Annotated in this window: 27 protein-coding genes; 16 read left to right on the forward strand and 11 right to left on the reverse strand. The window is 73.9% G+C overall.

Translation table 11 applies throughout. The features are described from left to right. Entirely contained in the window at positions 1-666 is a 666-nt protein-coding gene (locus ACZ5WK_RS08215; protein WP_465546134.1) for a response regulator transcription factor, read from the reverse strand. Positions 667-806: 140 nt separating this feature from the next. Between ACZ5WK_RS08215 and ACZ5WK_RS08220 the strand changes: the two genes are divergently transcribed. After that, on the forward strand, positions 807-1,964 hold the full coding sequence (locus ACZ5WK_RS08220) for a lipid II:glycine glycyltransferase FemX (RefSeq protein WP_465546136.1): 1,158 nt from the start codon (positions 807-809) through the stop codon (positions 1,962-1,964). Positions 1,965-2,026: 62 nt separating this feature from the next. Then, positions 2,027-3,613 carry a murein biosynthesis integral membrane protein MurJ gene (gene murJ, locus ACZ5WK_RS08225; RefSeq protein WP_465546138.1) on the forward strand — a complete coding sequence of 529 codons (1,587 nt, stop codon included), beginning with the start codon at positions 2,027-2,029 and terminating at the stop codon, positions 3,611-3,613. A gap of 62 nt (positions 3,614-3,675) precedes the next feature. On the opposite strand, the gene ACZ5WK_RS08230 is transcribed toward murJ, so the two are convergent. Next, entirely contained in the window at positions 3,676-3,810 is a 135-nt protein-coding gene (locus ACZ5WK_RS08230) for a hypothetical protein (RefSeq protein WP_465546140.1), read from the reverse strand. Between the two features lie 91 nt (positions 3,811-3,901). On the opposite strand from ACZ5WK_RS08230, the gene ACZ5WK_RS08235 reads away from it, so the two are divergent. Beyond that, on the forward strand, positions 3,902-4,252 hold the full coding sequence (locus ACZ5WK_RS08235; protein ID WP_465546142.1) for a hypothetical protein: 351 nt from the start codon (positions 3,902-3,904) through the stop codon (positions 4,250-4,252). A gap of 38 nt (positions 4,253-4,290) precedes the next feature. Here ACZ5WK_RS08235 and ACZ5WK_RS08240 read toward each other — a convergent pair whose 3' ends face one another. After that, positions 4,291-4,950, reverse strand: a complete 660-nt coding sequence (locus ACZ5WK_RS08240; protein ID WP_465546144.1) for an HAD family hydrolase — start codon at positions 4,948-4,950, stop codon at positions 4,291-4,293. Positions 4,951-5,232: 282 nt separating this feature from the next. Here ACZ5WK_RS08240 and ACZ5WK_RS08245 point away from each other — a divergent pair, with 282 nt between their 5' ends. Together ACZ5WK_RS08245 and ACZ5WK_RS08250 are read left to right on the forward strand one after the other, a co-directional pair. Then, on the forward strand, positions 5,233-5,745 hold the full coding sequence (locus tag ACZ5WK_RS08245; RefSeq protein ID WP_465546146.1) for a hypothetical protein: 513 nt from the start codon (positions 5,233-5,235) through the stop codon (positions 5,743-5,745). Positions 5,746-5,835: 90 nt separating this feature from the next. Next, entirely contained in the window at positions 5,836-6,471 is a 636-nt protein-coding gene (locus tag ACZ5WK_RS08250; protein WP_465546148.1) for a response regulator transcription factor, read from the forward strand. A gap of 25 nt (positions 6,472-6,496) precedes the next feature. Here ACZ5WK_RS08250 and ACZ5WK_RS08255 read toward each other — a convergent pair whose 3' ends face one another. Together ACZ5WK_RS08255 and ACZ5WK_RS08260 are read right to left on the reverse strand one after the other, a co-directional pair. After that, positions 6,497-7,366 (reverse strand): transglutaminase family protein, encoded by an 870-nt coding sequence (locus ACZ5WK_RS08255; protein WP_465546150.1) that lies wholly within the window; start codon positions 7,364-7,366, stop codon positions 6,497-6,499. A 106-nt stretch (positions 7,367-7,472) separates the two neighbouring features. Next, positions 7,473-8,492 carry a GNAT family N-acetyltransferase gene (locus tag ACZ5WK_RS08260; RefSeq protein ID WP_465546152.1) on the reverse strand — a complete coding sequence of 340 codons (1,020 nt, stop codon included), beginning with the start codon at positions 8,490-8,492 and terminating at the stop codon, positions 7,473-7,475. 132 nt (positions 8,493-8,624) lie between these two features. Between ACZ5WK_RS08260 and fdxA the strand changes: the two genes are divergently transcribed. Continuing rightward, positions 8,625-8,951: a ferredoxin gene (gene fdxA / locus ACZ5WK_RS08265; protein WP_030061559.1), complete on the forward strand. Its 327-nt coding sequence runs from the start codon at positions 8,625-8,627 to the stop codon at positions 8,949-8,951. A gap of 20 nt (positions 8,952-8,971) precedes the next feature. Next, entirely contained in the window at positions 8,972-10,132 is a 1,161-nt protein-coding gene (gene dapC, locus ACZ5WK_RS08270; protein ID WP_465546154.1) for a succinyldiaminopimelate transaminase, read from the forward strand. 70 nt (positions 10,133-10,202) lie between these two features. Here dapC and ACZ5WK_RS08275 read toward each other — a convergent pair whose 3' ends face one another. Both ACZ5WK_RS08275 and ACZ5WK_RS08280 read right to left on the reverse strand, forming a co-directional pair. Beyond that, a complete protein-coding gene (locus ACZ5WK_RS08275; protein WP_465546156.1) occupies positions 10,203-10,967 on the reverse strand; it encodes a hypothetical protein in 765 nt (254 codons plus the stop codon). A gap of 429 nt (positions 10,968-11,396) precedes the next feature. Further along, positions 11,397-12,428, reverse strand: coding sequence for a VldE C-terminal domain-containing protein (locus ACZ5WK_RS08280; RefSeq protein WP_465546158.1), 1,032 nt, complete (start codon positions 12,426-12,428; stop codon positions 11,397-11,399). A gap of 140 nt (positions 12,429-12,568) precedes the next feature. On the opposite strand from ACZ5WK_RS08280, the gene dapE reads away from it, so the two are divergent. Next, complete coding sequence (gene dapE, locus ACZ5WK_RS08285) at positions 12,569-13,642, forward strand: succinyl-diaminopimelate desuccinylase (protein ID WP_465546160.1); 1,074 nt, start codon at positions 12,569-12,571, stop codon at positions 13,640-13,642. Positions 13,643-13,753: 111 nt separating this feature from the next. Further along, a complete protein-coding gene (locus ACZ5WK_RS08290; RefSeq protein ID WP_465546162.1) occupies positions 13,754-14,563 on the forward strand; it encodes an LOG family protein in 810 nt (269 codons plus the stop codon). Positions 14,564-14,596: 33 nt separating this feature from the next. Here the strand turns inward: ACZ5WK_RS08290 and folP are convergent, their stop codons facing one another. Further along, positions 14,597-15,409: a dihydropteroate synthase gene (gene folP / locus ACZ5WK_RS08295; RefSeq protein WP_465546578.1), complete on the reverse strand. Its 813-nt coding sequence runs from the start codon at positions 15,407-15,409 to the stop codon at positions 14,597-14,599. Positions 15,410-15,566: 157 nt separating this feature from the next. Between folP and ACZ5WK_RS08300 the strand changes: the two genes are divergently transcribed. Both ACZ5WK_RS08300 and ACZ5WK_RS08305 read left to right on the forward strand, forming a co-directional pair. Next, a complete protein-coding gene (locus ACZ5WK_RS08300) occupies positions 15,567-15,986 on the forward strand; it encodes a DivIVA domain-containing protein (RefSeq protein WP_465546164.1) in 420 nt (139 codons plus the stop codon). Then, positions 15,983-16,573: a DNA-3-methyladenine glycosylase I gene (locus ACZ5WK_RS08305; protein WP_465546166.1), complete on the forward strand. Its 591-nt coding sequence runs from the start codon at positions 15,983-15,985 to the stop codon at positions 16,571-16,573. Before ACZ5WK_RS08300 ends, ACZ5WK_RS08305 begins: the two co-directional genes overlap by 4 nt. A gap of 51 nt (positions 16,574-16,624) precedes the next feature. Here the strand turns inward: ACZ5WK_RS08305 and ACZ5WK_RS08310 are convergent, their stop codons facing one another. Beyond that, the gene (locus ACZ5WK_RS08310) at positions 16,625-17,425 is read right to left on the reverse strand and encodes an enoyl-CoA hydratase-related protein (protein WP_465546168.1); all 801 of its coding nucleotides are present in this window, start codon (positions 17,423-17,425) and stop codon (positions 16,625-16,627) included. 297 nt (positions 17,426-17,722) lie between these two features. Between ACZ5WK_RS08310 and ACZ5WK_RS08315 the strand changes: the two genes are divergently transcribed. Then, entirely contained in the window at positions 17,723-17,890 is a 168-nt protein-coding gene (locus ACZ5WK_RS08315; protein WP_014137929.1) for a DUF3117 domain-containing protein, read from the forward strand. Between the two features lie 124 nt (positions 17,891-18,014). On the opposite strand, the gene ACZ5WK_RS08320 is transcribed toward ACZ5WK_RS08315, so the two are convergent. Then, on the reverse strand, positions 18,015-18,623 hold the full coding sequence (locus tag ACZ5WK_RS08320) for an O-methyltransferase (RefSeq protein WP_241002579.1): 609 nt from the start codon (positions 18,621-18,623) through the stop codon (positions 18,015-18,017). Positions 18,624-18,979: 356 nt separating this feature from the next. On the opposite strand from ACZ5WK_RS08320, the gene sigE reads away from it, so the two are divergent. From sigE to ACZ5WK_RS08340, 4 genes are all read left to right on the forward strand, one after another. Further along, entirely contained in the window at positions 18,980-19,714 is a 735-nt protein-coding gene (gene sigE, locus ACZ5WK_RS08325; RefSeq protein ID WP_396320950.1) for an RNA polymerase sigma factor SigE, read from the forward strand. After that, positions 19,711-20,739 carry an anti-sigma factor family protein gene (locus tag ACZ5WK_RS08330; RefSeq protein ID WP_465546170.1) on the forward strand — a complete coding sequence of 343 codons (1,029 nt, stop codon included), beginning with the start codon at positions 19,711-19,713 and terminating at the stop codon, positions 20,737-20,739. The genes sigE and ACZ5WK_RS08330 overlap by 4 nt, the downstream gene beginning before the upstream one ends. 143 nt (positions 20,740-20,882) lie before the next feature. Further along, positions 20,883-21,332, forward strand: a complete 450-nt coding sequence (locus ACZ5WK_RS08335; RefSeq protein WP_396320698.1) for a sec-independent translocase — start codon at positions 20,883-20,885, stop codon at positions 21,330-21,332. A gap of 211 nt (positions 21,333-21,543) precedes the next feature. After that, on the forward strand, positions 21,544-22,227 hold the full coding sequence (locus ACZ5WK_RS08340; protein WP_465546172.1) for a hypothetical protein: 684 nt from the start codon (positions 21,544-21,546) through the stop codon (positions 22,225-22,227). Between the two features lie 70 nt (positions 22,228-22,297). Here the strand turns inward: ACZ5WK_RS08340 and ACZ5WK_RS08345 are convergent, their stop codons facing one another. Beyond that, positions 22,298-23,458 carry an Mrp/NBP35 family ATP-binding protein gene (locus tag ACZ5WK_RS08345; protein ID WP_465546174.1) on the reverse strand — a complete coding sequence of 387 codons (1,161 nt, stop codon included), beginning with the start codon at positions 23,456-23,458 and terminating at the stop codon, positions 22,298-22,300. Positions 23,459-23,505 lie beyond the last annotated feature (47 nt).

The following is a 23,505-nucleotide window of genomic DNA, read 5'->3' on the forward strand; positions in this document are numbered from 1 at the left end:
TCAGGCCTCCAGCCGGTAGCCGGCGCCGCGGACGGTGCCGATCGAGTGCCGGCCGAAGGGCGCGTCCACCTTGCGGCGCAGCATGCTGATGTACACCTCGACGATGGACTCCTCGCCGTCGAAGGCGATGTCCCAGACCTCGTCGACGATCCGGCGCTTGGACAACACCTCGCCGGGGTGCTGGGCCAGGAACCGCAGGACGGCGAACTCGCGTTCGGTGAGCGTGACTTCGGCGTTTCCGCGGCCGCAGCGGCGGGCCGCCGGGTCCAGCCAGAGGTCGCCGACCCGCAGCAGCGCGCCGGGCGTCTGGCTGCGGCGGAGCAGGGCGCGCAGGCGGGCCAGGAAGACCAGGTAGGAGAACGGCTTGACGAGGTAGTCGTCCGCGCCGGTGTCCAGGCCCTCGGCCTCGTCGTACTCGCCGTCCTTGGCGGTGAGCATCAGGATCGGGGTGGTGTCGCCGCCCTCGCGCAGCGCCTCGCAGACCTTGTAGCCGTTCAGGCCGGGCAGCATGATGTCGAGGACGATCGCCCGGTAGGCGTGCCGCTGTGCCAGCCGGAGGCCGGTCAGGCCGTCCGGGGCGAGGTCGACGGTGTAGCCCTCCGCCTCCAGGCCGCGGCGGACCGCGGCGGCGACCTGGGCGTCGTCCTCCACCACCAGAATCTCCATGCGGATCAGGATGCCACCCGGCCGCGGAACGTTCCTTAAGCGGTCTTCAGCTTTCTCAGCCTCGCTTCAGGCACCCCGGCGCATGCTCTCGCCGTCCGCCGGCGCTCCCCGCCGGCGCCCTGAGCGAGAGGGGATCGCCGATGACCGTCGTCGTCCCGGAGGCCGCTGCCGCCTGTCCGGCGGACACCGGACCGCTGCGGGTGGTGCCGATACCGGCGGCGGAGCACGCCGCCTGGATCGCCGCCCACGGCGGCACGACCTTTCTGCAGTGCCCGTCCTGGGCCCGGGTGAAAGCGGGCTGGCGGGCCGAGAGCCTGGCCTGGACCGGCGCCGAGGGGCGGACGGTCGCCGTGGCGCTGGTGCTGTACCGGGACGTCCGCGGGCTGGGGCGCAGCTTCGCCTACCTGCCGGAGGGCCCGGCGATGGACTGGGCCGGGCCGGACCTCGGCCGCCGGCTGGATCCGCTCGTCGACCTGCTGCGCTCGCGCGGCGTCTTCACGGTGCGGATCGGCCCGCCGCCGGCCCACCGGATCTGGGAGGCGGCGACGGTCCGGGCGGCGGTGCGGGGCGGCTCGGTCTCCCGGCTCTCCGAGGTGCTGCCGGACGCCGTCGACCCGGTCGGTGCGGCGACCGGCGAGCGGCTGCGGGCGCTCGGCTGGCAGCCGGCCGGACGGGACACCCAGCCCCGGTTCACCTTCCGGCTGCCCCTCGCCGGGCGTGAACTCGGCTCCGTCTGGGAGGGGTTGAGCCCGGAGTGGCGGCGCAACGTCCGCCGGGCGCGGGCGGCGGGCGTGTCGGTCGCCGAGGGCGCGTTCGAGGATCTGGAGTGCTTCTACGCACTGGTGCAGGAGACCGAGCGGCGCGGCTGCTTCGACCTCGGCCGCGGACTCGCGTACTACCAGCGGCAGTTCACTGAGCTCAACGCCGAACTGCCCGGCCGGATGCGGCTGTTGCTGGCCCGCCATCGTGGTGAGGTGCTGGCCGCGCACACCCTCGTCACGGTCGGCCGGCGGGCCTGGTACCTGACCGGTGGATCGGCCACGCAGGGGCGGCAGGTGCGGCCCGGCAACGCCCTGCAGTGGTCGATGATCCAGGCCGCCCACGGGCTCGGTGCCGACGTGTACGACCTGCGCGGCGTCCAGCCCTCGCTGGACCCCTCCGGGCCCGACTACGGCCTGCTGCGCTGGAAGCTCGGCGCCGGCGGACAGGTCGTGGAGGGCCTCGGGGAGTGGGAGCTGCCGCTGAACCGGCCGCTGCACGCGGCGTTCCGACGCTACCTGGCACGGCGGCAGGGGTGAGTCGTTTGAACGCAACTCTGGCCGAGCACACCGTAGTTGGGGCCGACGGGGGGAGGCCGCCCGTGCAGCGTCTGCGCCACCGCAAGCCGCGCCGTCGGATACCGCCCAGTCTGGTGATGGCCGCCGGCACCATCGTCTCCCGGGCCACCGGCTTCGTCCGTGCGGCGCTCGTCGTCGCGGTCCTCGGCTCCGGCCTGCCGGCGGACGGCTACAACGTCGCCAACACCGTGCCCAACATCCTCTTCGTGCTGCTCATCGGCGGTGCGCTGAACACCGCCCTGGTGCCGCACCTGGTCAAGGCGGCACGGGAGTCCGAGGACGGCGGGGCGGCCCACATCAACCGGCTGGTCAGCCTGCTGGTGACGGTGCTGGTCGTCATCACGGCGGTGGTCGTGCCGGCCGCGCCGCTGATCGTCCGCGCCTACACCTCGTACGGCGGCGAACAGTTGGACCGCACCGTGCTGCTGGCCTACCTCTGCCTGCCGCAGGTGTTCTGCTACGGCCTGTTCACCGTGCTCGGCCAGGTGCTCAACGCCCGGCAGCGGTTCGCGCCGATGGCGTGGGCGCCGGTGCTCAACAACCTCGTGGTGATCGCCGTCTTCGGCTCGCTGCTGGGGACCGGCTCGCCGACGCAGGCGCAGCTGGCGTTCCTGGGCGCGGGGACGACGCTCGGCGTGGTCGTCCAGAGCGCGGCGCTGCTGCCCTGCCTGCGCGCCGCCGGGGTGCGGCTGCGCCCGCGCTGGGACTGGCGCGAGGCCGGGCTCGCCGACCCGCTGCGCGCCGCCGGGTGGACGCTGCTGCTCGTCCTGACCGACCAGGCGGGCTACTGGGTGGTGACGCGGCTCTCCACGGCGGTCGGCGCACACGCCGAGGCGGCGGGCGTGGCCGGGGGCGTCGGCTACACCGCCTACAGCAGCGCGTACCTGCTCTGGATCGTGCCGCACGGCGTGATGACGGTGTCGCTGGTGACGGCCGTCCTGCCGGGCATGAGCGCGGCGGCGGCCCGGGGCTCGCTGTCGGAGGTGCGTGACCTGGCCTCGCGGGCACTGCGGACGGTGGCCGTGGTGACGGTGCCCGCCGCGTGCGGACTCGCCGTACTTGCGCCGCAGTTGGCGAAGGTCGCATTCGGGCACGGGAAGGCCGGGGAGGCGGACGTGCGGGCCATCGGATGGATGCTGACGGCCTTCGCGCCCGGGCTGGTGCTGTACTCGGCGGCCTACGCGCTCACTCGCGTCCTCTACGCGATGCGGGACAGCCGGACGCCGTTCCTGCTCAACCTGCTGCCCGTCGCGGCGGCGGCCGCCGGCTCGCTGCTCTGCTACGCGTGCCTGCCGCTGCGCTGGGCGGTGACGGGCATGGCGGCCTGCTACGGGGCATCGTTCCTGCTGGCGGTGGGCGGGGCGGCGCTCCTCCTCCGCCGGCGACTGGGTGCCCTGGGCTCCGCGAGGATCCTCGGCACGCACGCCCGGCTGCTCGTGGCCGCCCTGCCTGCGGGCGCGGCCGCGTGGGCGGCGTCGCGGGCGGTCGGGCCGGCGTGGGCGGGCCTGGCGGTGGGAGGTCTGGCGCTGGCCGCGGTGTTCCTCCTCCTCGGCCGGCTGCTGCGCGTGGAGGAGGTGGCCGTGCTGACCGCGCGCCTGCGCCGTCGGTAGGGCCGCTCGACCCGGCCGGGGCCGCCCAGGCGGCCCCGGCGCCGTTGTGCCCCCGTCGCCGCTCAGGGCTCGATCACGGGCGCGCTGAAGACGTGGGCGACGGCGGCGTTGCTCACGGTCTCGGCAGTCCAGCGGAGGGCGTCATCGGAACCGCCCGCGGCGAGCCAGTCGGGGCTCCCGTCGAGCGGTGCCGGCATCCGCGACGGTGGGTGTGCGGCCTTCGGTGCACTGTGCCGGAGGGGAGCGCCGCCCCCGGAACCATGCGGCTGGACGAGGCGTGTACCGATCATGTCCACTGCTCTCGTTCTTGGAATCGACCCGCACGCCGTCCCAGGCACGGACGGCGACGCCCTTCGCGCAGCCCTCGACGCCGAGCTCGCCCGCTTCGGCGACCACGGCATCGACGCCGCCATGACACTGATCGCCCTGGACGAGTCCGCCGAAGCCACGGTGATCGCGGCCCTGACCTCGCGTGAGTGGGACGTCGTGGTCATCGGCGGCGGCATCCGCAAGACCGAACAACTCCTCCCGCTCTTCGAGCAGGTCGTCAACCTGACCCGCCGCCATGCTCCGAGTGCCGCGATCGCCTTCAACACCAACGGGGGCACCAGCGTCGAGGCCGCCGAGCGCTGGCTCTAGCGGTGCCGGCGGAGTAGGAAGTCGGCCAGTCCGACTTCCTACGCCGCTCCCCCTCCCGCGAGCAGCTCCGGCAGCTTGCGCATGTCGTGGAACACCACCGTCCCCGGGCCCTCCAGCAGCTCGGCCGCCGTCAGGCCGCCCGCGTATCCGAAGGCGCGCATGCCGGCGGCGCGGGCGGCCTGGACGCCGGGGCGGCTGTCCTCGACCACCGCGCAGGCGGCCGGGTCGACGCCCATCTGCCGGGCGGCGTGCAGGAAGAGGTCCGGGGCGGGCTTGCCGTGGGTCACTTCGGTGGCGCTGTAGATGCGGCCGGCGAACCGCTCGTAGAGGCCGGTGCGGCCCAGGGTGTGGCGCATCTTCTCGTGCGAGCCGCTCGACGCGACGCAGGTCGGCAGGTCGATCGCGTCCAGGGCCTCGGGCAGTCCCTCGATCGCCTCCAGTCGGGTGTCCACCTCTTCCTGGTGGAGTTGCTCGAACCGCTCGCACCAGAGCGCCGCCGTCTCCGCGCCGAGCCGCTCCGCGACCTGCGCGCCGATCGACGCCTGGGACCGCCCGATGAACCGTGCGACGACCTCCGCCTCGGTGAGCGGCCACCCCAACTCGGCGCCTAGCGCGACCTGGACGCGGGCGGCGATGCGCTCGCTGTCGACGAGCACACCGTCGCAGTCGAATATCACGAGTTCTATCGGCTTGATCATCCCCGCAGCCTAGAACGCCCGGACTCCGTGGGCTCGCAGCGCCCGGGTGAACCACTCGGACATTGCAACGTGCGGTCGTCCATGGCTCCACCTTCGCGTCTCCCCCCACGGGAGACTCAAGCGGATCCGCCGGGCGAACGAGTCCGGTGTTCGGGCGGGCGGCGACCACGGCGGGGGGTGCCCGCCGGCCGGTCGGTGAAGACGGGCCCGGACACCCTGGTGACGGCGCCGGCCCCGCAACCGATCTTGTCTCCGGCTGCCGGACGTCCCTAGGCTGACCCGATGGGCCTCTTCGACGCATTGACCGGCACCAAGCACCCCGGCGGCGGTGTCGCACCGCGTTCCGCCGAGGACGTCCGGGCGGCGCTGCTCGGTCTGAACGGGCCCGACGTGCCGTACGTCGTGCGGAGCGGCACTGCTGCCGAGGGTGCCGACCTGGTGGCGGAATGGCGGATCAGGGATCCTGCCTGGCGTACGTTCTTCGCCCGGACCCAGCCGGACCGGGTCGTCCGGACCCGGATGCGTCTGGTCCCGGCGCGCCACGAAGTCCGCGCGCTCGACGAGCAGCTGGAGGTCACGTGGGTCGGGGACACACCGAGGCTGGCGCCGTCGCGCGAGTACTCCCGTGGGCAGGTCACCGCGGTTTCCCGGGAGTGGAAGGTCGAGCGCGGGGCTGACGGCCGTCCGCGGACGACCGAGGTGTTCCGCTTCGACTCCGCGGAGATGAAGGACCCCTTGCGGGCTGCGGTTCTCGGCGCGGGGTGGACGTGGCGCGGAGCGGTCTTCAGGCTGTGACCGGCCTGCGGGAGGGGCACGCGGCCGCGGGCCGGCGCCGGAGCGCAGGCCCGGCTCCGGTCCGACCGGGCACTACTAGGGTCAGATCCCATGACTGAGATTCAGAACGATGCCGCTCCCTCCGTCCGCGTGCTGCTGGCGGAGGACCAGGGCATGGTCCGGGAGGCGCTGGCCGCGCTGCTCGGGCTGGAGGGGGACATCGACGTCGTCGCACAGGTGGGCCGGGGCGACGAGGTGGTGGCGGCGGCGGTCGCCAACGACGTGCAGGTCGCGGTGCTGGACATCGAGATGCCCGGGATGACCGGCATCGAGGCGGCGGCGCTGCTGAAGAAGGAGCGGCCGCAGACCAAGGTGGTGATCGCGACCACCTTCGGGCGGCCCGGCTACCTGCGGCGGGCGATGGAGTCCGGCGCGGACGCCTTCCTGGTGAAGGACGCCCCGGCGTCCGAGCTGGCCCAGGCGATCCGCCGGGTGCTGCGCGGCGAGCGGGTGATCGATCCGGCGCTGGCCGCCGCGGCGCTCGCCGAGGGGGCCAACCCGCTGACCGCCCGCGAGCGGGACGTGCTGGCGGCCGCCTCGGACGGCGCGGTGAACGCGGACATCGCCCGGCGGCTGCACCTGTCCGAGGGGACGGTGCGCAACTACCTGTCGATGGCGATCCAGAAGACCGAGGCCCGCAACCGCACCGAGGCGGTCCGGATCGCCCGCGAGAAGGGCTGGCTGTAGGAGTCCGGGGCGGACGGGCCAAGCCCTAGTTCAGCCGGTGCCGGGCCGCCCGGGCGTCCAGGCGGACCCGGGCCGCGGTGTCCGGGTCGAAGGCGTCCAGGATCTCCGCGTACGCGTCCATCTCGGCCGAGCCGGCGAGGAAGTCGCCGGTGCGGACCAGCAGCTCGGCCCGCTCCAGCCGGAGCTGGGCCGGGTGGCGGGGGAGGAGCAGGGCGAGTTCGGTGGCCCAGAGCTGGGTGCGGGCGTGTTCGGGGCGCTCGGCGGCCCAGGCCCGGATGTTGCCCAGCACCCGGTGGACGATGTCCAGGGGCTGTGCGGGGGTGAGCATTTCGGGCGTGAACGGGTGCCCGGTCCGGCCGGCCAGGGCGGCCGCGTCCTCCGGGTCGAGCAGCCGCCCGCCGTGGAACGGGTCGGCGAGGACGTAGTCGTCGCCGCCCGGGCCGCCGACCGCGACGATGAAGTGGCCGGGCAGGGCGACGCCGTGGACGGTCAGCCCGGCCCGCCGGGCGACGGCCGTCCACACCAGCGAGAGCATGATCGGCAGCCCGCGCCGCCGCCGCAGCACCTCCGGCAGCAGCGAGGACTCCAGCCGCCGGTAGTCGGACTGCCGCCCGTGGAACCGCTCGCGCCCGCCCAGGACGGCGGCCAGCAGCGCGGCGGTCTCCTCCGGCCCGGCCGGCGCGCGTTCGGCGACGGCCAGCCGGACGGCGGCGGCGTGCCGCTCCAGCGCGGCCTCGCAGGCGGCCAGCAGGGCCTCCAGGGTGGGAGGGTCCTGCGGGTCGTCGGGGTCCGGGGCGGGGGTGTGTTCGGCGGCGGCGAGCAGGCAGAGCAGCACCGGATCGGGGTGCTCGGCCCGGGCCTCGGTCCGGAAGCGTGCTCTGCTCTGCTCGGTCACGGTGGCTGCGACGGCTTTCGTACGACGGGCGGACAACAGACGGGCGGACAACGGGCGGACGGGAAGGCAATCGGACGGACGGGCGGACGGAACCCCCGGGGGAGTCCTACCCCTGGGGAAGGCGGGCGTAGTGGTAAGTGTGACTGGTCGTGAAGCCAAGTCCGTCATAGAGCGCGTTCGCACCGTCGTTCTCGGCCTCGACCTGGAGGTACGCGCCGGTGGCGCCCTCCTCCGCGGCCCGGGCGGCGAGCACGGCCATCAGCGCGGTGGCCAGGCCCGCGCGGCGGGCGTACGGGGCGACCTCGATCGCGCCGAAGCAGGCCCAGGGCCCGTCGATGACGCAGCGTCCGATCGCCAGCGGCGGCTGCCCGGGGGTGCCCGGCACGGTGGCGAACCAGACCGACGGGCCGCCGTGGATCACCCGGCGCGCCGCCTCCTCCACCGCGGGGTCGTCCGTCACCCGCCGGTACAGCGACATCCACTCGGCGCCGGCCGTGCGTGCGAGCCGGACCCGCTCCACCGCGGAGGAGGCCCCCAGCCGGGCCAGCGGCGCCAGCCCGGCGACCCGCACCAGGGTCGGTGAGTACGCCGCGCCCCGCCGGTCCAGCTCGGCCCGCAGCGCCTCGGGCGAGCCGGGCGTGGAGACCTCGACCCAGGCCGGCAGCCCGCGCGCCGCGTACCACTCCTGCACCGCGGTGAGCGCCACGCCGAGCGGCATCCCGGGGTCGCCGAGCGCCTGGACGGAGTTGGCCCGCCGGGTGAACCCGGACGAGGCGCGCAGCGTCCACGCGCCGAGCGGCTCCTGCTCGACGGCCGGCCAGCCGCGGGCGGCGATCCGCTGGAGCTCGACCGGCGTGGTGGGCGGCAGGGGGGCGCGCCGGGCCGGGAAGAGCGGCACCACTTTGCCCGCGACCAGCAGTTTCTCGTCGAAGGAGACCGGACCGCCGCTGCGCGGGGCGATCGTCAACCCATGATCGTCCCACGATGTGAGCACGCCGATCGCATCCCGGAACATCGGCCGGCCGTCCACGAACTCCGCGACACGCCGGATGGACACGCGTCGTCCCACGTCAGAGCGATCTATCCGGACCTCCGGGCGATCCTGGACCGGTCCTCCAGCCGCCATCTGGGCACCTCCTGTGCATTTGCCGTCTCCGACCCGCGATACTAGGGGCGGGCATCGACGACGCCGCGCTCACCCGCGCACGCGAGCAGAACAGAATGGGCCGCCAGGGCCCTTCCGAGGAGGAACGACAGCGTGACCTACGTCATCGCGCAGCCTTGTGTCGACGTCAAGGACAAGGCGTGCATCGAAGAGTGCCCGGTTGACTGCATCTACGAGGGCGAGCGATCGCTCTACATCCACCCGGATGAGTGTGTCGACTGTGGCGCTTGCGAGCCGGTCTGCCCGGTCGAGGCGATCTTCTACGAGGATGACACTCCGGAGGAGTGGAAGGACTACTACAAGGCGAACGTCGAGTTCTTCGACGACCTCGGTTCGCCCGGTGGTGCCTCGAAGCTCGGCCTGATCGAGCGCGACCACCCGTTCATCGCCGCTCTGCCGCCGCAGAACGCCGACCACTGACGATCGGTGGCAACTGAGCTGTGAGCACCAACGACAGCACGCACGCGCCGTTCCCGGGTCACCCGGGGGCGGCGCGCCGCGTTTCCGACCTCCTGCCGGTCTTCCCCTGGGACAAGCTGGAGCCGTACAAGCGGACCGCGCTCGCCCACCCCGGCGGGCTCTGCGACTTCTCCGTGGGCACCCCGGTGGACCCGGTCCCCGAGGTGATCCAGAAGGCGCTGGCCGCCGCCACCGACACCCCCGGGTACCCGACGGTCTGGGGCCCGGTGGAGCTGCGCGAGGCGATCGCCGGCTGGCTGCGCCGCCGGGTCGGCGCCGAGATCGGCCCGCAGGCCGTCCTGCCGACCGTCGGCTCCAAGGAGCTGGTGGCCTGGCTGCCGACCCAGCTCGGCCTCGGCCCCGGCGACCAGGTCGCCTACCCGCGCCTCGCCTACCCGACCTACGAGGTGGGCGCGCGGCTCTGCGGCGCCGAGCCGGTCGAGTACGACTCGGTGGACGAGCTGGACGGCTCGAGGGTGCGCCTGCTCTGGGTCAACTCGCCCTCCAACCCGACCGGCCGGGTGCTCGGCAAGGACGAGCTGCGCCGCGCGGTGGAGTGGGCCCGGGAGCACCGGGCGCTGCTGGTCAGCGACGAGTGCTACCTGGAGCTGGGCTGGGAGGCCGACCCGGTCTCCGTCCTGCACCCGGACGTCTGCGGCGGCCCCGACGACGGAAGGCAGCACGAGGGCCTGCTGGCCGTCCACTCCCTCTCCAAGCGCTCCAACCTGGCCGGCTACCGCGCCTCCTTCGTGGCGGGCGACCCGGTGGTGGTCAGGGAGCTGCTGGAGGTCCGCAAGCACGGCGGCATGATCGTCCCGGCGCCGGTCCAGGCGGCGACGATCGCGGCGCTCGCGGACGACGCGCACGTGGCCGAGCAGCGTGAGCGGTACGCGGCGCGGCGCTCGGCGCTGCGGGCGGCGCTGGAGGCGTACGGATTCCGGGTGGAGCACTCGGAGGCGAGCTTGTACCTGTGGGCGACCCAGGACCGGCCCTGCTGGGAGACGGTGGCCGAACTGGCCGGGCTGGGCATCCTGGTGGCGCCCGGTGACTTCTACGGGCCGGCCGGCGAGCGGTTCGTCCGGGTCGCGTTCACCGCGACCGACGAGCGGGTCGCGGCGGCCGTGGAGCGGCTGCGCGGCTGAGCACCCGCACAGTGAAGGGGGCCGGCGTCCGGAACGGGACGCCGGCCCCCTTCACGTCGGGGCGGGAGGATCAGCCGATCGGCAGGCCGCCGAGGCCGCCGCCGCCGATGGCGCCGAGCAGGCCGGTGGTCGGCGAGAGGCCGGACAGCGGGGAGTTCGGGCCGAGGTCGGTGCCGCCGAGGCGGTTGGCCGAGCCGTGCTCGGCCAGGCCCAGCACGTCGGCGCCGGGCAGGGCGGAGGTGGCCTCGGTCGGCAGCGCACGGTCGAGCGCGCCCAGCGGCAGCGCGTCGGTGACGTCGGCGCCGGGGACGGTACCGGTGAGCGCCTCGGTGCCGGGCAGCCCCTGGGTCAGGCCGGCGGTCTGGGAGAGCCCGCCGACGGGGTTGGCGCCGGCCCCGGCGCTGCGGCCGGCCGCGCCGTGGTCGCCGGTGACGGCCTCACCGAGCTTGCCGGCCAGCGTGGACGTGGCCTTCGGGGTGATGGCGGAGAGCTGGCCGGTGGTGGCGGCGGTCTTGTCGACCGGAGCGGTCAGCGGGCCGGCCTTCTCGTTCGCCTCGGGGAGCTGGTGGGCGACGATGTTGCCGGTGGCGTCGGCGGTGGCCGGGACGCCCGCGGCGACGCCGGTGTCACCGGCGGCCTGGCCGAGCTCGTGGGTGGTGTGCTGCAGGGTGGACCCCGCGTCGGTGTCGGTCAGCTGGCCCAGCGGGGCGGCCAGGTCCGACTTGGGCAGCAGGGCGTCGGCGGCGGACGCGGAGCCGGCCGCGACCAGCGGGGTCGCGCCGGCCGCCACGAGCAGCGCGGCCTGGGCGATCCGACGCGTGAGGGGGTGAGACATGGGGCTCCTCGAAGGGTCTGGGTCCGTCCCGTCCGCCGGGCGGACGAGGTTATTACCGCTTGAGAAGCCAGAAGGTTTCGGCCGGAGCAAGGAAAAGGACCGGCCGACGATCGGATCGTATGTGCGACGCCGGGGCGCGACGGCCGGCCTGCCGGCGAGGTGAAGACGGTGCGGGCCAAGGGCAGAGACGGTTCTGCACCCCGGCCTGCCGCAACGGACCGGTCGTCCAGCGAAGTTGACCGCAATCACCCGTTCAGCGGCAACCCGGACACCAGTGCGTCAACGCCCGGGGAGCGCCGTCACCGCGCCACCATCCACCGCACCACCGTCCGCCGGGCCACCGCCGCCCCGGCTCCCGAGCCTGCGGGGCCGCTACGCCCGGACAGGCCGTTACGCCCGCGCGCACCGCCGCTGAGCCTCCGCGCGCCGCTACGCCTTCGCCGGCGCAGCCAGCGAGACCAGCACCAGCTTGGTCGAGGTGCCGGTCGGCTGCGGCTTCCAGCCGTCCTCGGACTTGGCCTTGCGCCAGATCTTCCCGTCGTACGCGACCGTCTCGATGCCCAGCTGCTGGGCCTGCGTCACCGCCCAGTGCGCCACAGCCCAGCCGTTCTGCCGCTCGGCCTCCGGGCCGGCGTCGGTGCTGGCGGCCGGGTCCGGGGTGAGCGAGACGGCGCTCTCGGCGCCCTTGATGGAGGAGCTGTAGCCGGTGGCCGGCGTCACCGTCCGGCCGAACTCGCGGCGCACCCGGTCGCTCAGCACCTGCGCCCGGTCCGGCCGCAGGGCCGGGGTGGCGGAGGCCGCGGCGGCGGGGACGGCCGAGGCGGCCGGCGAGGCGGTGTCGTCCGCCTCCTCAGGCGCGGCGAAGTCGTGCACCACGCAGTTGAGCGCGGCCGGCTCGCGGCCGGTCAGTGCGGAGGCCAGCAGGGTCGCCTTGGTCTCGTGCTTGGCGTAGGCCTGCGGGTAGCCGCTCTTCTGCACCTGCTGGGCCGCGTCGGTCAGCGGCAGCCGGGTGTAGCCGGGGACCTTGACCAGGCCGTCGAGGAACTTGTTGGTCGCGTAGACCGGGTCCATGATCTGCTGCGCCGTGCCCCAGCCCTGCGAGGGCCGCTGCTGGAACAGGCCGACCGAGTCCCGGTCGCCGCCGGACAGGTTGCGGATCTTGGACTCCTGCATCGCCGTCGCCAGCGAGATGGTCACCGCGCGGTCCGGGAGGCCGCGTGCGTGCGCGACGGCGGCGATCGTGGCCGCGTTGGCCGCCTGCGGCACCTCCAGCGTGCCCTCGCCGGCCGGCGTCTTCACCGCGCAGCCCTCGGGGGCCAGCAACTTCTGGTCGCGCAGCCAGAACAGGCCCACCGCGACGACCGCGAGCACCAGCAGTCCGATCAGCACCGCGCGCAACGGCCTGCGGCGCCGCCCGGGCGTCGCGTCGCCGCCCTGCTCGCCGCTCTTCTTCCTGGCCACCGCCGCCCCTCTCCACCGTGCTTCTGATCCGTTACCGTACCCACTCGGACGGATGTGCGGCGCCCGCGGTTCTCCGATTCGCGCCCGCACCCGCCCGTGGTCCACGGCCGGACCGGCCCGCAGGACTAGGCTGGACGACCATGAGCAGCCCGAAGACGCCCCTGGACCTCACCCTCGACGGCGGTGCGCTGACCGCACGGCTCGTCGACTTCCCGTCGGTCAGCGGCGACGAGCAGGCGCTCGCCGACGCCGTGGAGGCCGCCCTGCGCGCCTACCCGCACCTCACCGTCGACCGGCACGGCAACAACGTGGTCGCCCGGACCACCCTGGGCCGCGCCGAGCGCGTCCTGCTCGCCGGCCACCTGGACACCGTGCCGATCGCCGACAACCTGCCGTCCTACGTCGAGGGCGACCTGCTCTACGGCTGCGGTACCTCTGACATGAAGTCCGGTGTGGCCGTCCAGCTCCGGCTGGCCGCCACCCTGACCGAGCCCAACCGCGACCTCACCTACGTCTTCTACGACTGCGAGGAGGTGGAGGCCCACCGCAACGGCCTCGGCCACCTCGCCGCGCAGCACCCGGACTGGCTGGCCGCCGACTTCGCCGTGCTGATGGAGCCCAGCGGCGCCACCGTCGAGGGCGGCTGCCAGGGCACCCTGCGGGTGCAGATCCGGCTGACCGGTGTGCGCGCCCACGCGGCCCGCAGCTGGCTCGGCGACAACGCCATCCACCACGCCGCCGAGGTGCTCGGCCGGCTCACCGCGTACCGGCCGCGCCGGGTGGAGATCGACGGCCTGGAGTACCGCGAGGGCCTGAACGCCGTGCGCATCGACGGCGGCGTGGCCGGCAACGTCATCCCCGACGAGTGCGTGGTGACGGTCAACTTCCGCTACGCGCCGGACCGCAGCGAGGCGGACGCCGAGAAGCACGTCCGGGAGGTCTTCGACGGCTTCGAGGTGACCGTCACCGACTCCTCCCCGGGCGCGCTGCCCGGGCTCTCCCAGCCCGCCGCGCAGGCCTTCCTGGCCGCGACCGGCGGCGTCGCCCGGGCCAAGTTCGGCTGGACCGACGTCGCCCGCTTCAGCGCGCTCGGCGTCCCCGCGGTCAACTACGGCCCCGGCGACCCGAACCTCGCGCACAAGCGGGACGAGCACTGCTCGCTCGCCGCCATTGCCGAGACCGAGAACCGGCTCCGCGCCTGGCTGACCAGCTGACCGGTCCGATGGGCGGACCGGAGGATCAGCAGCTGAACGCCATCTTCCGGTCGCCCAACCGACCTTCCACCGTTGCCTGAAAACGGGGATCAACGGGCGTAGGGTTTCGTCATGACAGGCACTGGAGACGAAAAGCACTACGGTCACGGTCCCGAGCAGGTGGGCGGTCCGCGCCCGAAGAAGGCATGGCCCGAGAAGCAGAAGGGCCCGGTGCTGGTGCGCCGGGACCAGGTCGGCGAAAGCACGACGGACCAGCGCCTGCTGGACACCACCGGCCCGACCGACTGGCTCCACACCGACCCGTGGCGGGTGCTGCGGATCACCTCCGAGTTCGTCGAGGGATTCGGCGCGCTCGCCGAACTCCCGCCCGCGATCAGCGTCTTCGGCTCGGCCCGGACGTCGGTCGACTCGCCCGAGTACGCGGCCGGCGTGGCCATCGGCCGGGCGCTGGCCGAGGCCGGCTACGCGGTGATCACCGGTGGTGGCCCGGGCGCGATGGAGGCGGCCAACCGCGGCGCCTCGGACGCCGGCGGCCTGAGCGTCGGCCTCGGCATCGAGCTGCCCTTCGAGCAGGGGCTCAACGAGTTCGTCGACCTCGGGCTGAACTTCCGTTACTTCTTCGTCCGCAAGACGATGTTCGTGAAGTACGCGCAGGGCTTCGTGGTGCTGCCCGGCGGCCTCGGCACGCTGGACGAGCTGTTCGAGGCGCTGACCCTGGTCCAGACGAAGAAGGTCACCCGGTTCCCGGTGATCCTGTTCGGCAGCGAGTACTGGGGCGGCCTCGTCGACTGGCTGAAGAACACCCTGGTCGCGCAGGGCAAGGCGGCCCCGCACGACCTGGAGCTGTTCCACATCACCGACGACATCGACGAGGTCATGAAGATCCTCGCCGACGCCCGCCGGCCGGTGAACGAGATCTAGTGAACGAGATCTAGGTGAACGAGGTCCAGCGGTTCACGCCAGCCCCCGGCGGGCCACCGCCGGGGGGCGGGTGCCCCGGATCGAGGCGACCATGTCCAGCACCTGCCGGGTCTGCGCCACCTGGTGCGCCCGGTAGACCTGCGCGCCCAGCCAGGCCGAGACGGCGGTGGTGGCCAGCGTGCCGAGCAGCCGCTCGTCCACCGGCTTGTCCAGCGTCTCGCCGACGAAGTCCTTGTTGGAGAGCGAGACCAGCACCGGGAACCCGGTCGCGGTCATCTCCGGCAGCCGCCGGGTCGCCTCCAGCGAGTGCCGGGTGTTCTTGCCGAAGTCGTGCCCCGGGTCGATGATCACCGCGTCCCGCCGCACGCCCAGCCCCACCGCCCGTTCGGCCAGCTCGACGGTCACCCGCAGGATGTCCGCCATCACGTCCTCGTAGCCGACCCGGTGCGGCCGGGTGCGCGGCTCGGCGCCGCCCGCGTGGGTGCAGACCAGGCCGACGTCGTGCCGGGCGGCCACCTCGGCGAGCTTCGGGTCCACCCCGCCCCAGGCGTCGTTCAGCAGGTCCGCGCCGGCCTCGCAGACCGCCTCGCCGACCTCGTGCCGCCAGGTGTCCACGCTGATCACGGCCTCCGGGTGGCGCTTGCGCAGCTCCGCCACGAACGGCACGGTGCGGCGCAGCTCCTCCTCGACCGTGACCTCGTCGCCCGGCCCGGCCTTCACCCCGCCGATGTCCAGGATCGCGGCGCCCTCGGCCATCGCGCGGTCGGCCGCGGCGAACGCGGCCTCGTCGGCGAAGGTGGCGCCCTTGTCGAAGAACGAATCCGGGGTGCGGTTGACGATCGCCATGATCACCAGCTCGTCGTCACCGAATTCCCGTGGTCCCAGGCGCAGTGCCACCGATGTCTCCTCCACAGCTGCTGCGGGTGCGATGATGGCCCCCGGCCTCTCGGGAACCATGATCCCACCAGTACGGGGGCCGGCCGGGAAGTCGGGAGGACAGCACGTGTTCTGGGTGATCGTGGTGGCCATGGCCGTGGTGGTCGGCGGCGCCGCGCTGGTGGCGCTCGGAGGGGGCGGCTCGCTGCCGGAGGCGGTGCAGGACCGGATCGCCGCCCGGTTGCCGCAGGACCGTCCGTTGAGCCGGGACGACGTGGACGGCATCCGGCTGCCGATGGCCGTCCGCGGCTACCGGATGGACGAGGTGGACGACGTCCTCGACCGCCTGGGCGCTGAACTCGCCTACCGGGATGCCCGGATCGCCGAGCTGGAGGCCGTCGCCACGGTGCGCGGCGCCGTCGAGGCGACCGCCGGCCCGGACGCCGGCGCCGAACCGCTGCCGGGCCTGGAGGAGTTCGCCAAGGTGGTCGAGCCGGCAAGCCTCACCAAGCACCCGGAGGGCACCGGTCCGGCGGCCGACCAGTGAGCGCGGACGGCGCCGTGATCGGCCCGGACGGCCTGCGCCGCTGCGCCTGGGGCGACTCGACGGACGACTACCGGGTCTACCACGACACCGAGTGGGGCCGCCCGGTGCACGGCGACGACGCGCTGTTCGAGCGGGTCTGCCTGGAGGCCTTCCAGTCCGGCCTGTCCTGGATCACCATCCTCCGCCGCCGCGAGGGCTTCCGGTCCGCGTTCGCCGGCTTCGAGATCGGCAAGGTCGCCGAGTTCGGCCCGGCGGACGTCGAGCGGCTGCTCGGCGACACCGGGATCATCCGCAACCGCGCCAAGATCGAGGCGTCCATCGCCAACGCCAGGGTCGCCCGAGAACTCGACGGCGGCCTGGACGCGTTGATCTGGCAGTACGCCGGCGACCCGGACCGGCCGGCCCCCCGCAGCCTGGCCGAGGTGCCGGCCGTCACACCCGAGTCGACGGCGCTGGCGAAGGCGCTCAAGAAGGCGGGCTTCCGCTTCGTCGGCCCGACCACCGCGTACGCCCTGATGCAGGCCTGCGGCCTGGTCGACGACCACCTGGCGGACTGCCACGTCCGCCAGGCGCTCCGCCGCCCTTAGGACGCGCCCGACGCTCAGCGCCGGGCGCGGAACGTCGGACGTGCCCGGGCCCTAGCGGCCCAGGTACGTCGGCTTCTCCTTGGCGATGAAGGCGCGGACCGCGATCCGGTGGTCCTCGCTCTCGCCCGCCAGGGTCTGCAGCTCGTCCTCCTTGTCGAGCAGCTCGTCCAGCGAGTGCGAGGCGCCGTACGCCAGCGACTCCTTGAGCGCGCCGAGCGCCACCGTCGGGCCCTCGGCCAGCTCCTTGGCGAAGACCCGCGCGGTGGCGGCCAGCTCGGCGGCCGGCACCACCTTGGTGGCCAGGCCCAGCTCCATCGCCTCGGTGGCCTTCACCGTGCGCGGCAGCATCAGCAGCTCGGTCGCCTTGGCGTGCCCGACCAGCCGGGGCAGTGTCCAGGAGGCGCCCGAGTCGGCGGTCAGCGCGATCCCGGCGAAGGCGGTGTTGAAGCCGGCCGTGTCCGCGATGATCCGGAAGTCGCAGGCGAAGGCCAGCGAGGCGCCCGCGCCCGCCGCCACGCCGCCGACGGCCGCCACGGTCGGCTTGCGCATCCCGGCCAGCGCCCGCACCAGCGGGTTGTAGTGCTCGGCGACGGTCTTGAGCGCGCCCTCCCCGGTCTCCTCGGCCCGCTTCAGCAGGCCCAGGTGCTCCTTGAGGTCCTGCCCGACGCAGAAGGCCCGCTCGCCGGCGCCGGTCAGCAGCACCGCCCGCACCGCCCGGTCCTCGGCGGCGGCGGCCACGGTGTCCCGCAGCGCCACCTTGGTCGAGACGTCCAGGGCGTTCATCGCCTCCGGACGGTTGATGGTGATGACGGCCAGGCCGCCGTCCAGCTCGTACAGCACGGAATCGGACATGGGCGAGGGGCTCCCTTGTGATCGTCGCGGGTCGGTCGTGTGTCAGGATGCCGGAGCACACGGCCGGGTGGGGAGTGTGAGGTATCGCACCTTTCGGTGGCGTGCGGACCGGCGCCGCGCCGGGGCTTATGGCTGGAAATGTGCCGCTTGAGGCCGGTCCGGCCCTGGTTGCACCGAGAGTGATGTTGGTCATCAGGCCGTGGCATGCGGGATAATGGCTTCCGATCAATGCGTTCGATACCGGCGGTGGACGGACTGCCGGTGCGTAGCTGAGCGGTTGCAGGAAGGGGAACGAGCATGGCGGCCATGAAGCCGCGGACGGGTGACGGCCCGCTCGAAGTCACCAAAGAGGGGCGGGGCATCATCATGCGCGTTCCGCTCGAAGGCGGCGGACGCCTTGTGGTGGAGCTCACGCCTGACGAGGCCGACGCCCTCGGCGAGGCCCTGAAGAAGGCCTGCGGCTGACCGCAGCGGGTGCTCGCCATCTCCTTGAGATGTGCTGCCGGGCCCGGGTACGACGAATTCGTCTGCCCGGGCTCTGTGGTTCCCGGGGCCGACCTGGAGTGCTCCCTGGCCCGACAGGGGGTGCTCAGCGCTTCACGGCGCAGAGCAGCCCGTCCGAGACCGGCAGCAGCGCCGGCAGCAGCGACTCGCTCTCCCGGACGTCCCGGACCAGGTCGCGCACCGCGTGGGTCTGCGGGTCCTGGAGCTCCGGCTCGGCCAGCCGGCCCTCCTGGAAGACGCCCTCGAAGCAGACCATCCCGCCCGGCCGCAGCAGCCGCATCGACTCCGACAGGTACTCCCGGGACTCCGCCGGGTCCCCGTCGCAGAACACCAGGTCGTACTGGCCGTCCGCGAGCCGGGGCAGAACCTCCAGTGCCCGGCCCGGTATGAACCGCGACCGGTTGGCCGCGAATCCGGCCGCCTGGTAGGCCTCCCGGGCCAGCTGCTGGCGCACCGGCTCGGAGTCCACCGTGGTGAGCACGCCGTCCGGCCGCATCCCGCGCAGCAGGTAGACCCCGGAGACGCCCGTCCCGGTGCCGATCTCGGCCACCGCCTTGGCGTCGAGCGCCGCCGCCAGCAGGCGCAGACAGGCCCCGCCGCTCGGTCCGATCGCCTTGATGCCGGTCCGCGCGGACTGTGCCCGGGCGTACGTCAGCACCGCATCCTCGCCGACATAGGTGTCGGCGAGGGCCACGCGGGCGGGCCCGAACTCGCTGATGGCTGCCTCTTTCGGAGCCCCGGGCGGTGGCCCGGCGCGGAGCGGATGTCGAAGCGGATGTCGATATTTCCTGCCACAGATTACTGGCCGGGCGGGAACCGCGTACGGCGGCGGGCCGTTGGGTGGAGCAGGGACCGGGTGAGCCGACATCCCCGGGCCCGCAATCCGGGCTTGACGGCCCCGGGCACTTTTATCCGGGCTTGACGGGTGAGGTGGATATGGTGGTGGCCCTGCTGGGCAGAAGAGCCGACCGAGGAGGTGTGGCCGAGGGCGACGTCCCTGTGCGGCGGCACATCCGCAGCACCACGTCGGCCCGTACGCCGAAGCCCGTGATGAACCAGCCTGCGCACTCCCCCCTGGACCAGCCGGCCGCCGCGACGCCGGCCGCCGGTACCACCGAGGCCCCCGCCGCCCTCGCGAGCTTCGCCGAGGGTCCCGACGCGCAGACCTGGACTCCGCCCACGTGGGAGGAGATCGTCGAGGCCCACAGTGCCCGCGTCTACCGCCTCGCCTACCGTCTGACGGGCAACCAGCACGACGCCGAGGACCTCACCCAGGAGGTCTTCGTCCGGGTGTTCCGTTCGTTGTCGACCTACACCCCCGGCACGTTCGAGGGCTGGCTGCACCGGATCACCACCAACCTCTTCCTGGACATGGTCCGCCGCCGCCAGCGCATCCGCTTCGACGCGCTCGGCGAGGACGCGGCCGAGCGGCTGGCCTCCCGCGAGCCCAGCCCGGCCCAGCACTTCAGCGACACCCACTTCGACGCCGACATCCAGCAGGCGCTGGACACGCTGGCCCCCGAGTTCCGTGCCGCCGTGGTGCTCTGCGACATCGAGGGCCTCTCCTACGAGGAGATCGCGGCCACGCTCGGCGTCAAGCTCGGTACCGTCCGCAGCCGGATCCACCGCGGTCGCTCGCACCTGCGCGCCGCGCTCAAGCACCGCGCTCCCGGCGCGGCCCCCGGCCGCGAGCGCCGGGGCGGCTCCGAGGAGCCGGTGCCGGTCGGCGTCGCCGCCGGCGAGGCCCCCGGAGCGCCGGGCGGGCGCGGACGGAGGCGATCGTGAGCGGAACCGGCCGGTCTGGGCCGGGCCGGTCGGACGCGACCGGCAAGGCCGCCAACCGCCGGGGCGGCTGGCCCCAGCTGGGCCGCCGCGGCCAGGACGGCACCGACGTGCCCGTGCCGCCGGCCACCGCCCTGCCGGGTGATCCCGCGCTGCGCGCGGTCGCCGTCCGGCCCACCGAGCACACCGAGGAGCACCACCTCGGGGAGCGGCTCTCCGCCTTCGTCGACGGCGAACTCGGCCACGACTCGCGCGACCGCGTCCAGGCCCACCTGGCGACCTGCCCGCAGTGCCTCGCCGAGGCCGACGAGGGCCGCGCCGTCAAGCACCTGCTGACCCGTACCGACACACCCGGCCCGTCCTCGGGGCTGATGGCCCGGCTGATGGCCGTCGGCGCCCTCCCGGACGACGTCCCGGACGAGCGGCCGCCCGCCGCCGACCGGTCGCGCCGGGACGACGACGACCTGCCCGGCGGCGGCCTCCCCGCGACCGGCGGCACGCTCGGCGGCAGCCGGCTGAACGGCGGCTCCTTCGGCCGCGGCGCCGGCGCCTCCTTCGGCGCGGGCGCGCTCGGTGCCGACGCGCCGGTGCCGGGCATCGACCCCCGGGCGTTCGGCCGCGGCGGTTCGGTGCTGCGCCCGCTGATGGGCCGCCGCAGCGGCCGCCCCGAGGCCTCCGCCCGTCCCGAGCCGGCCGCGGCCGCCGCGAGCCCCGCCGTCGTCCGGCAGGCCCCGCCGCGCGGGCGCCGGTTCGTCTTCGCCGCCGCCGGGGCCTTCTCGGTCGCCGCGGTGACGCTCGGCGGCGTCGGCGGTTTCACCGCGCAGAGCGAGGACCAGCACGGCACCTCGGTCAGCCCGGCGGTCGGCGGCACCGGCCGCAGCGGCGGGCTGGTCCCGATGACCGCGCAGGTCCCGGTGGACTTCCCGGTCCGCCCGGTGGCGGCCACCCGCGGCGCGACCCCGCCGTTCGACGCTCCGGACCGCACCCCCAGCTCCGGCCTGGCCGGTCTCCACCACGAGACCCGTTAGGCACACCGGGTCACCTCGGCCTCGGTCGCCGGCCACGGCCATCGGCGGGTCTTCACCACGGCTTCATCACATCGTGGGCCGTGGAACCGCCGGTGGCCATTACGCTGTTAGGAACCGTTGTCCGACGAGCTGAGGGAGCTTAGGTGTTCAGCGACGTAGGCGGACTGGAGATCCTGACCCTGGTCATCATGGCCATCGTGATCTTCGGCCCGGACAAGCTGCCGAAGCTGATCCAGGACACCATGGGCTTCATCCGCAAGGTCCGGTCCTTCGCCGACAGCGCGAAGGAGGACATCCGCAGCGAGCTCGGCCCCGAGTTCAAGGACTTCGAGTTCGAGGACCTCCACCCCAAGACCTTCGTCCGCAAGCAGCTCATGGGCGACAACCCGGACCCGCTGGGCCTCAAGGAGATGCGGGACTCCCTCGACATCCGCTCGGTGCTGGACGACAAGCCCGCCGCCGCGGTGAACGGCCACGGCCGCACCGGCACGGTCAGCATGGACAAGTCCTCCGCCGCCGCCCCGGCAGCCGCCTCGGCGGGTGCTCCGCTCGAGCCCGGCGAGCGCCCCCCGTTCGACCCCGACGCCACCTGATCGCGCGTCCGCACCACGACACCACCGCCCCGCCCGGCCGCACGGCTGAGCGGGGCGGCGGCGTCCGCGCCGCTATTGTGCTGATTGTTCCCGCTGTGCCGTCGGTCACTTCCGGTCCCCTTCGGACCGAAGACGCACGGCGGAGACGCCGCGGTGCGCCACCATGGGAGCGCGCTGCGGCAGGAATACGTGCGTTTGAGGAGGCCCGGGGATGGACGCGACGAGTCATGCGGTGGGGACGGCCACGGCCACGGCCGGTGGCCGGGTGGTCGGCGGCCAGGCCGGCCCGGCGGACCCGCTGGTGCCCTACCTGTCGGCGGACTTCCCCTGGTACGGCCTGGACGACGGCTGGGCCGGCCACCGCTACCTGATGCAGGCCGGCGCGGGCGGCCCGCGCACCGGATCGGCCCCCGGCAGCGTCGACTACGGCTCCCTCGGCCACGGCGAGGAGCCGGCCCGGCAGTACGAGCCGCGCGACATGCGCAAGTTCGCGGTCGTGGTCACCGTCGCCCGCCGGGACAGCCGCCGCAGCGCCGACAACACCGGCACCCTGGAGGCGACCTCCGCCTCCTCCGCCGCCTGGCTGGCCGGCTCCGGCCTGCTCGCCTCGACCTGGCCGGGCCAGCTGGACCGCACCCTGCGCCAGGACTGGCTGGACCAGCAGTCCGCCCTTGCCTGGGACCTCGCCGACGACCTGGCCGGCCCCGACTGGTCCACCCTCAGCCTCCCGGTGAACGGCCTGCCGCAGCCCTTCCGCTACCGCGAATCCGAGTACGGCTGGGTGCTCGCGGGCGAGGCCCCCGGCGTCCTGCTCGGCGCCTACGGCCGCGGCGTCAGCGCCTACGGCGCCGGCTTCTCCACCGTCCCCGACCTGACCGCCTACACCCGCTCGTAGCCCGGACGGCACGAGGGGCCGGACAGCACGAAGGGCCGGGCGCAGGCCCGGCCCTTCGAGGTGTGTCCGATCAGAACTTGTTCTTCGGGGTGAGCCCCAGGGAGAGGCCGGAGAGGCCGCGCTGGCGGCCGCCGAGCTTGCCGGCGACGGCGCGCAGGGCGGCGCCGGCCGGGGAGTCGGGGGCGGCGAGCACGACCGGGCGGCCGTCGTCGCCGCCCTCGCGCAGGCGGACGTCGATCGGGATCGAGCCGAGCACCGGGACGGTGGCGCCGACGGTCCGGGTGAGCGCGTCGGCGACGGTCTGGCCGCCGCCGGTGCCGAACACGTCGATCATCTCGTCGCAGTGCGGGCACGGCATGCCGGACATGTTCTCGATCACGCCGACGATCTTCTGGTGGGTCTGCACCGCGATGGTGCCGGCCCGCTCGGCCACCTCGGCGGCGGCCATCTGCGGGGTGGTGACGATCAGGATCTCCGCGTTGGGGACCAGCTGCGCCACCGAGATCGCGATGTCGCCGGTGCCGGGCGGCAGGTCGAGCAGCAGGACGTCGAGGTCGCCCCAGTAGACGTCGGCCAGGAACTGCTGCAGCGCGCGGTGCAGCATCGGGCCGCGCCAGACCACGGGGGCGTTGCCCGGGGTGAACATGCCGATCGAGATGACCTTCACGCCGTTCGCCTGCGGCGGCATGATCATGTCCTGGACCTGGGTGGGCTTGCCCTCGACGCCCAGCATCCGCGGCACGCTGTGGCCGTAGATGTCGGCGTCCACCACGGCGACCTTGAGGCCGTCCGCGGCCATCGCGGCCGCCAGGTTCACCGTCACCGAGGACTTGCCGACGCCGCCCTTGCCGGAGGCGACCGCGTAGACGCGGGTCAGCGTGCCGGGCTTGGCGAACGGGATCTCCCGCTCGGGGGCCCCGCCGCGCAGCAGCTGGGAGAGCTCCTTGCGCTGCTCGTCGCTCATCACGTCGAGCTCCACCTCGACCCCGGTCACACCGGGGACCCTGCCGACCGCCTCGCGGACGCGGGTGACGATGGTGTCGCGCATCGGGCAGCCGGAGACCGTCAGGTAGACCGCGACGCGCACCGCGCCGCCCTCGGCGATCTCGACCGATTTCACCATGCCGATCTCGGTGATCGGGCGGTTGATCTCCGGGTCGTTGACGGTCGCCAGCGCCTGGCGTACGGACTCCTCCGTGACGCCGGCCGCGACCTCTGTCTCGTTGGCCATGCCTTGATGGTACGGCTCCGGGCGTACCGGTTAACCCGGCGGTAGCG

It is taken from the genome of Kitasatospora sp. NPDC032757 (assembly GCF_055579305.1).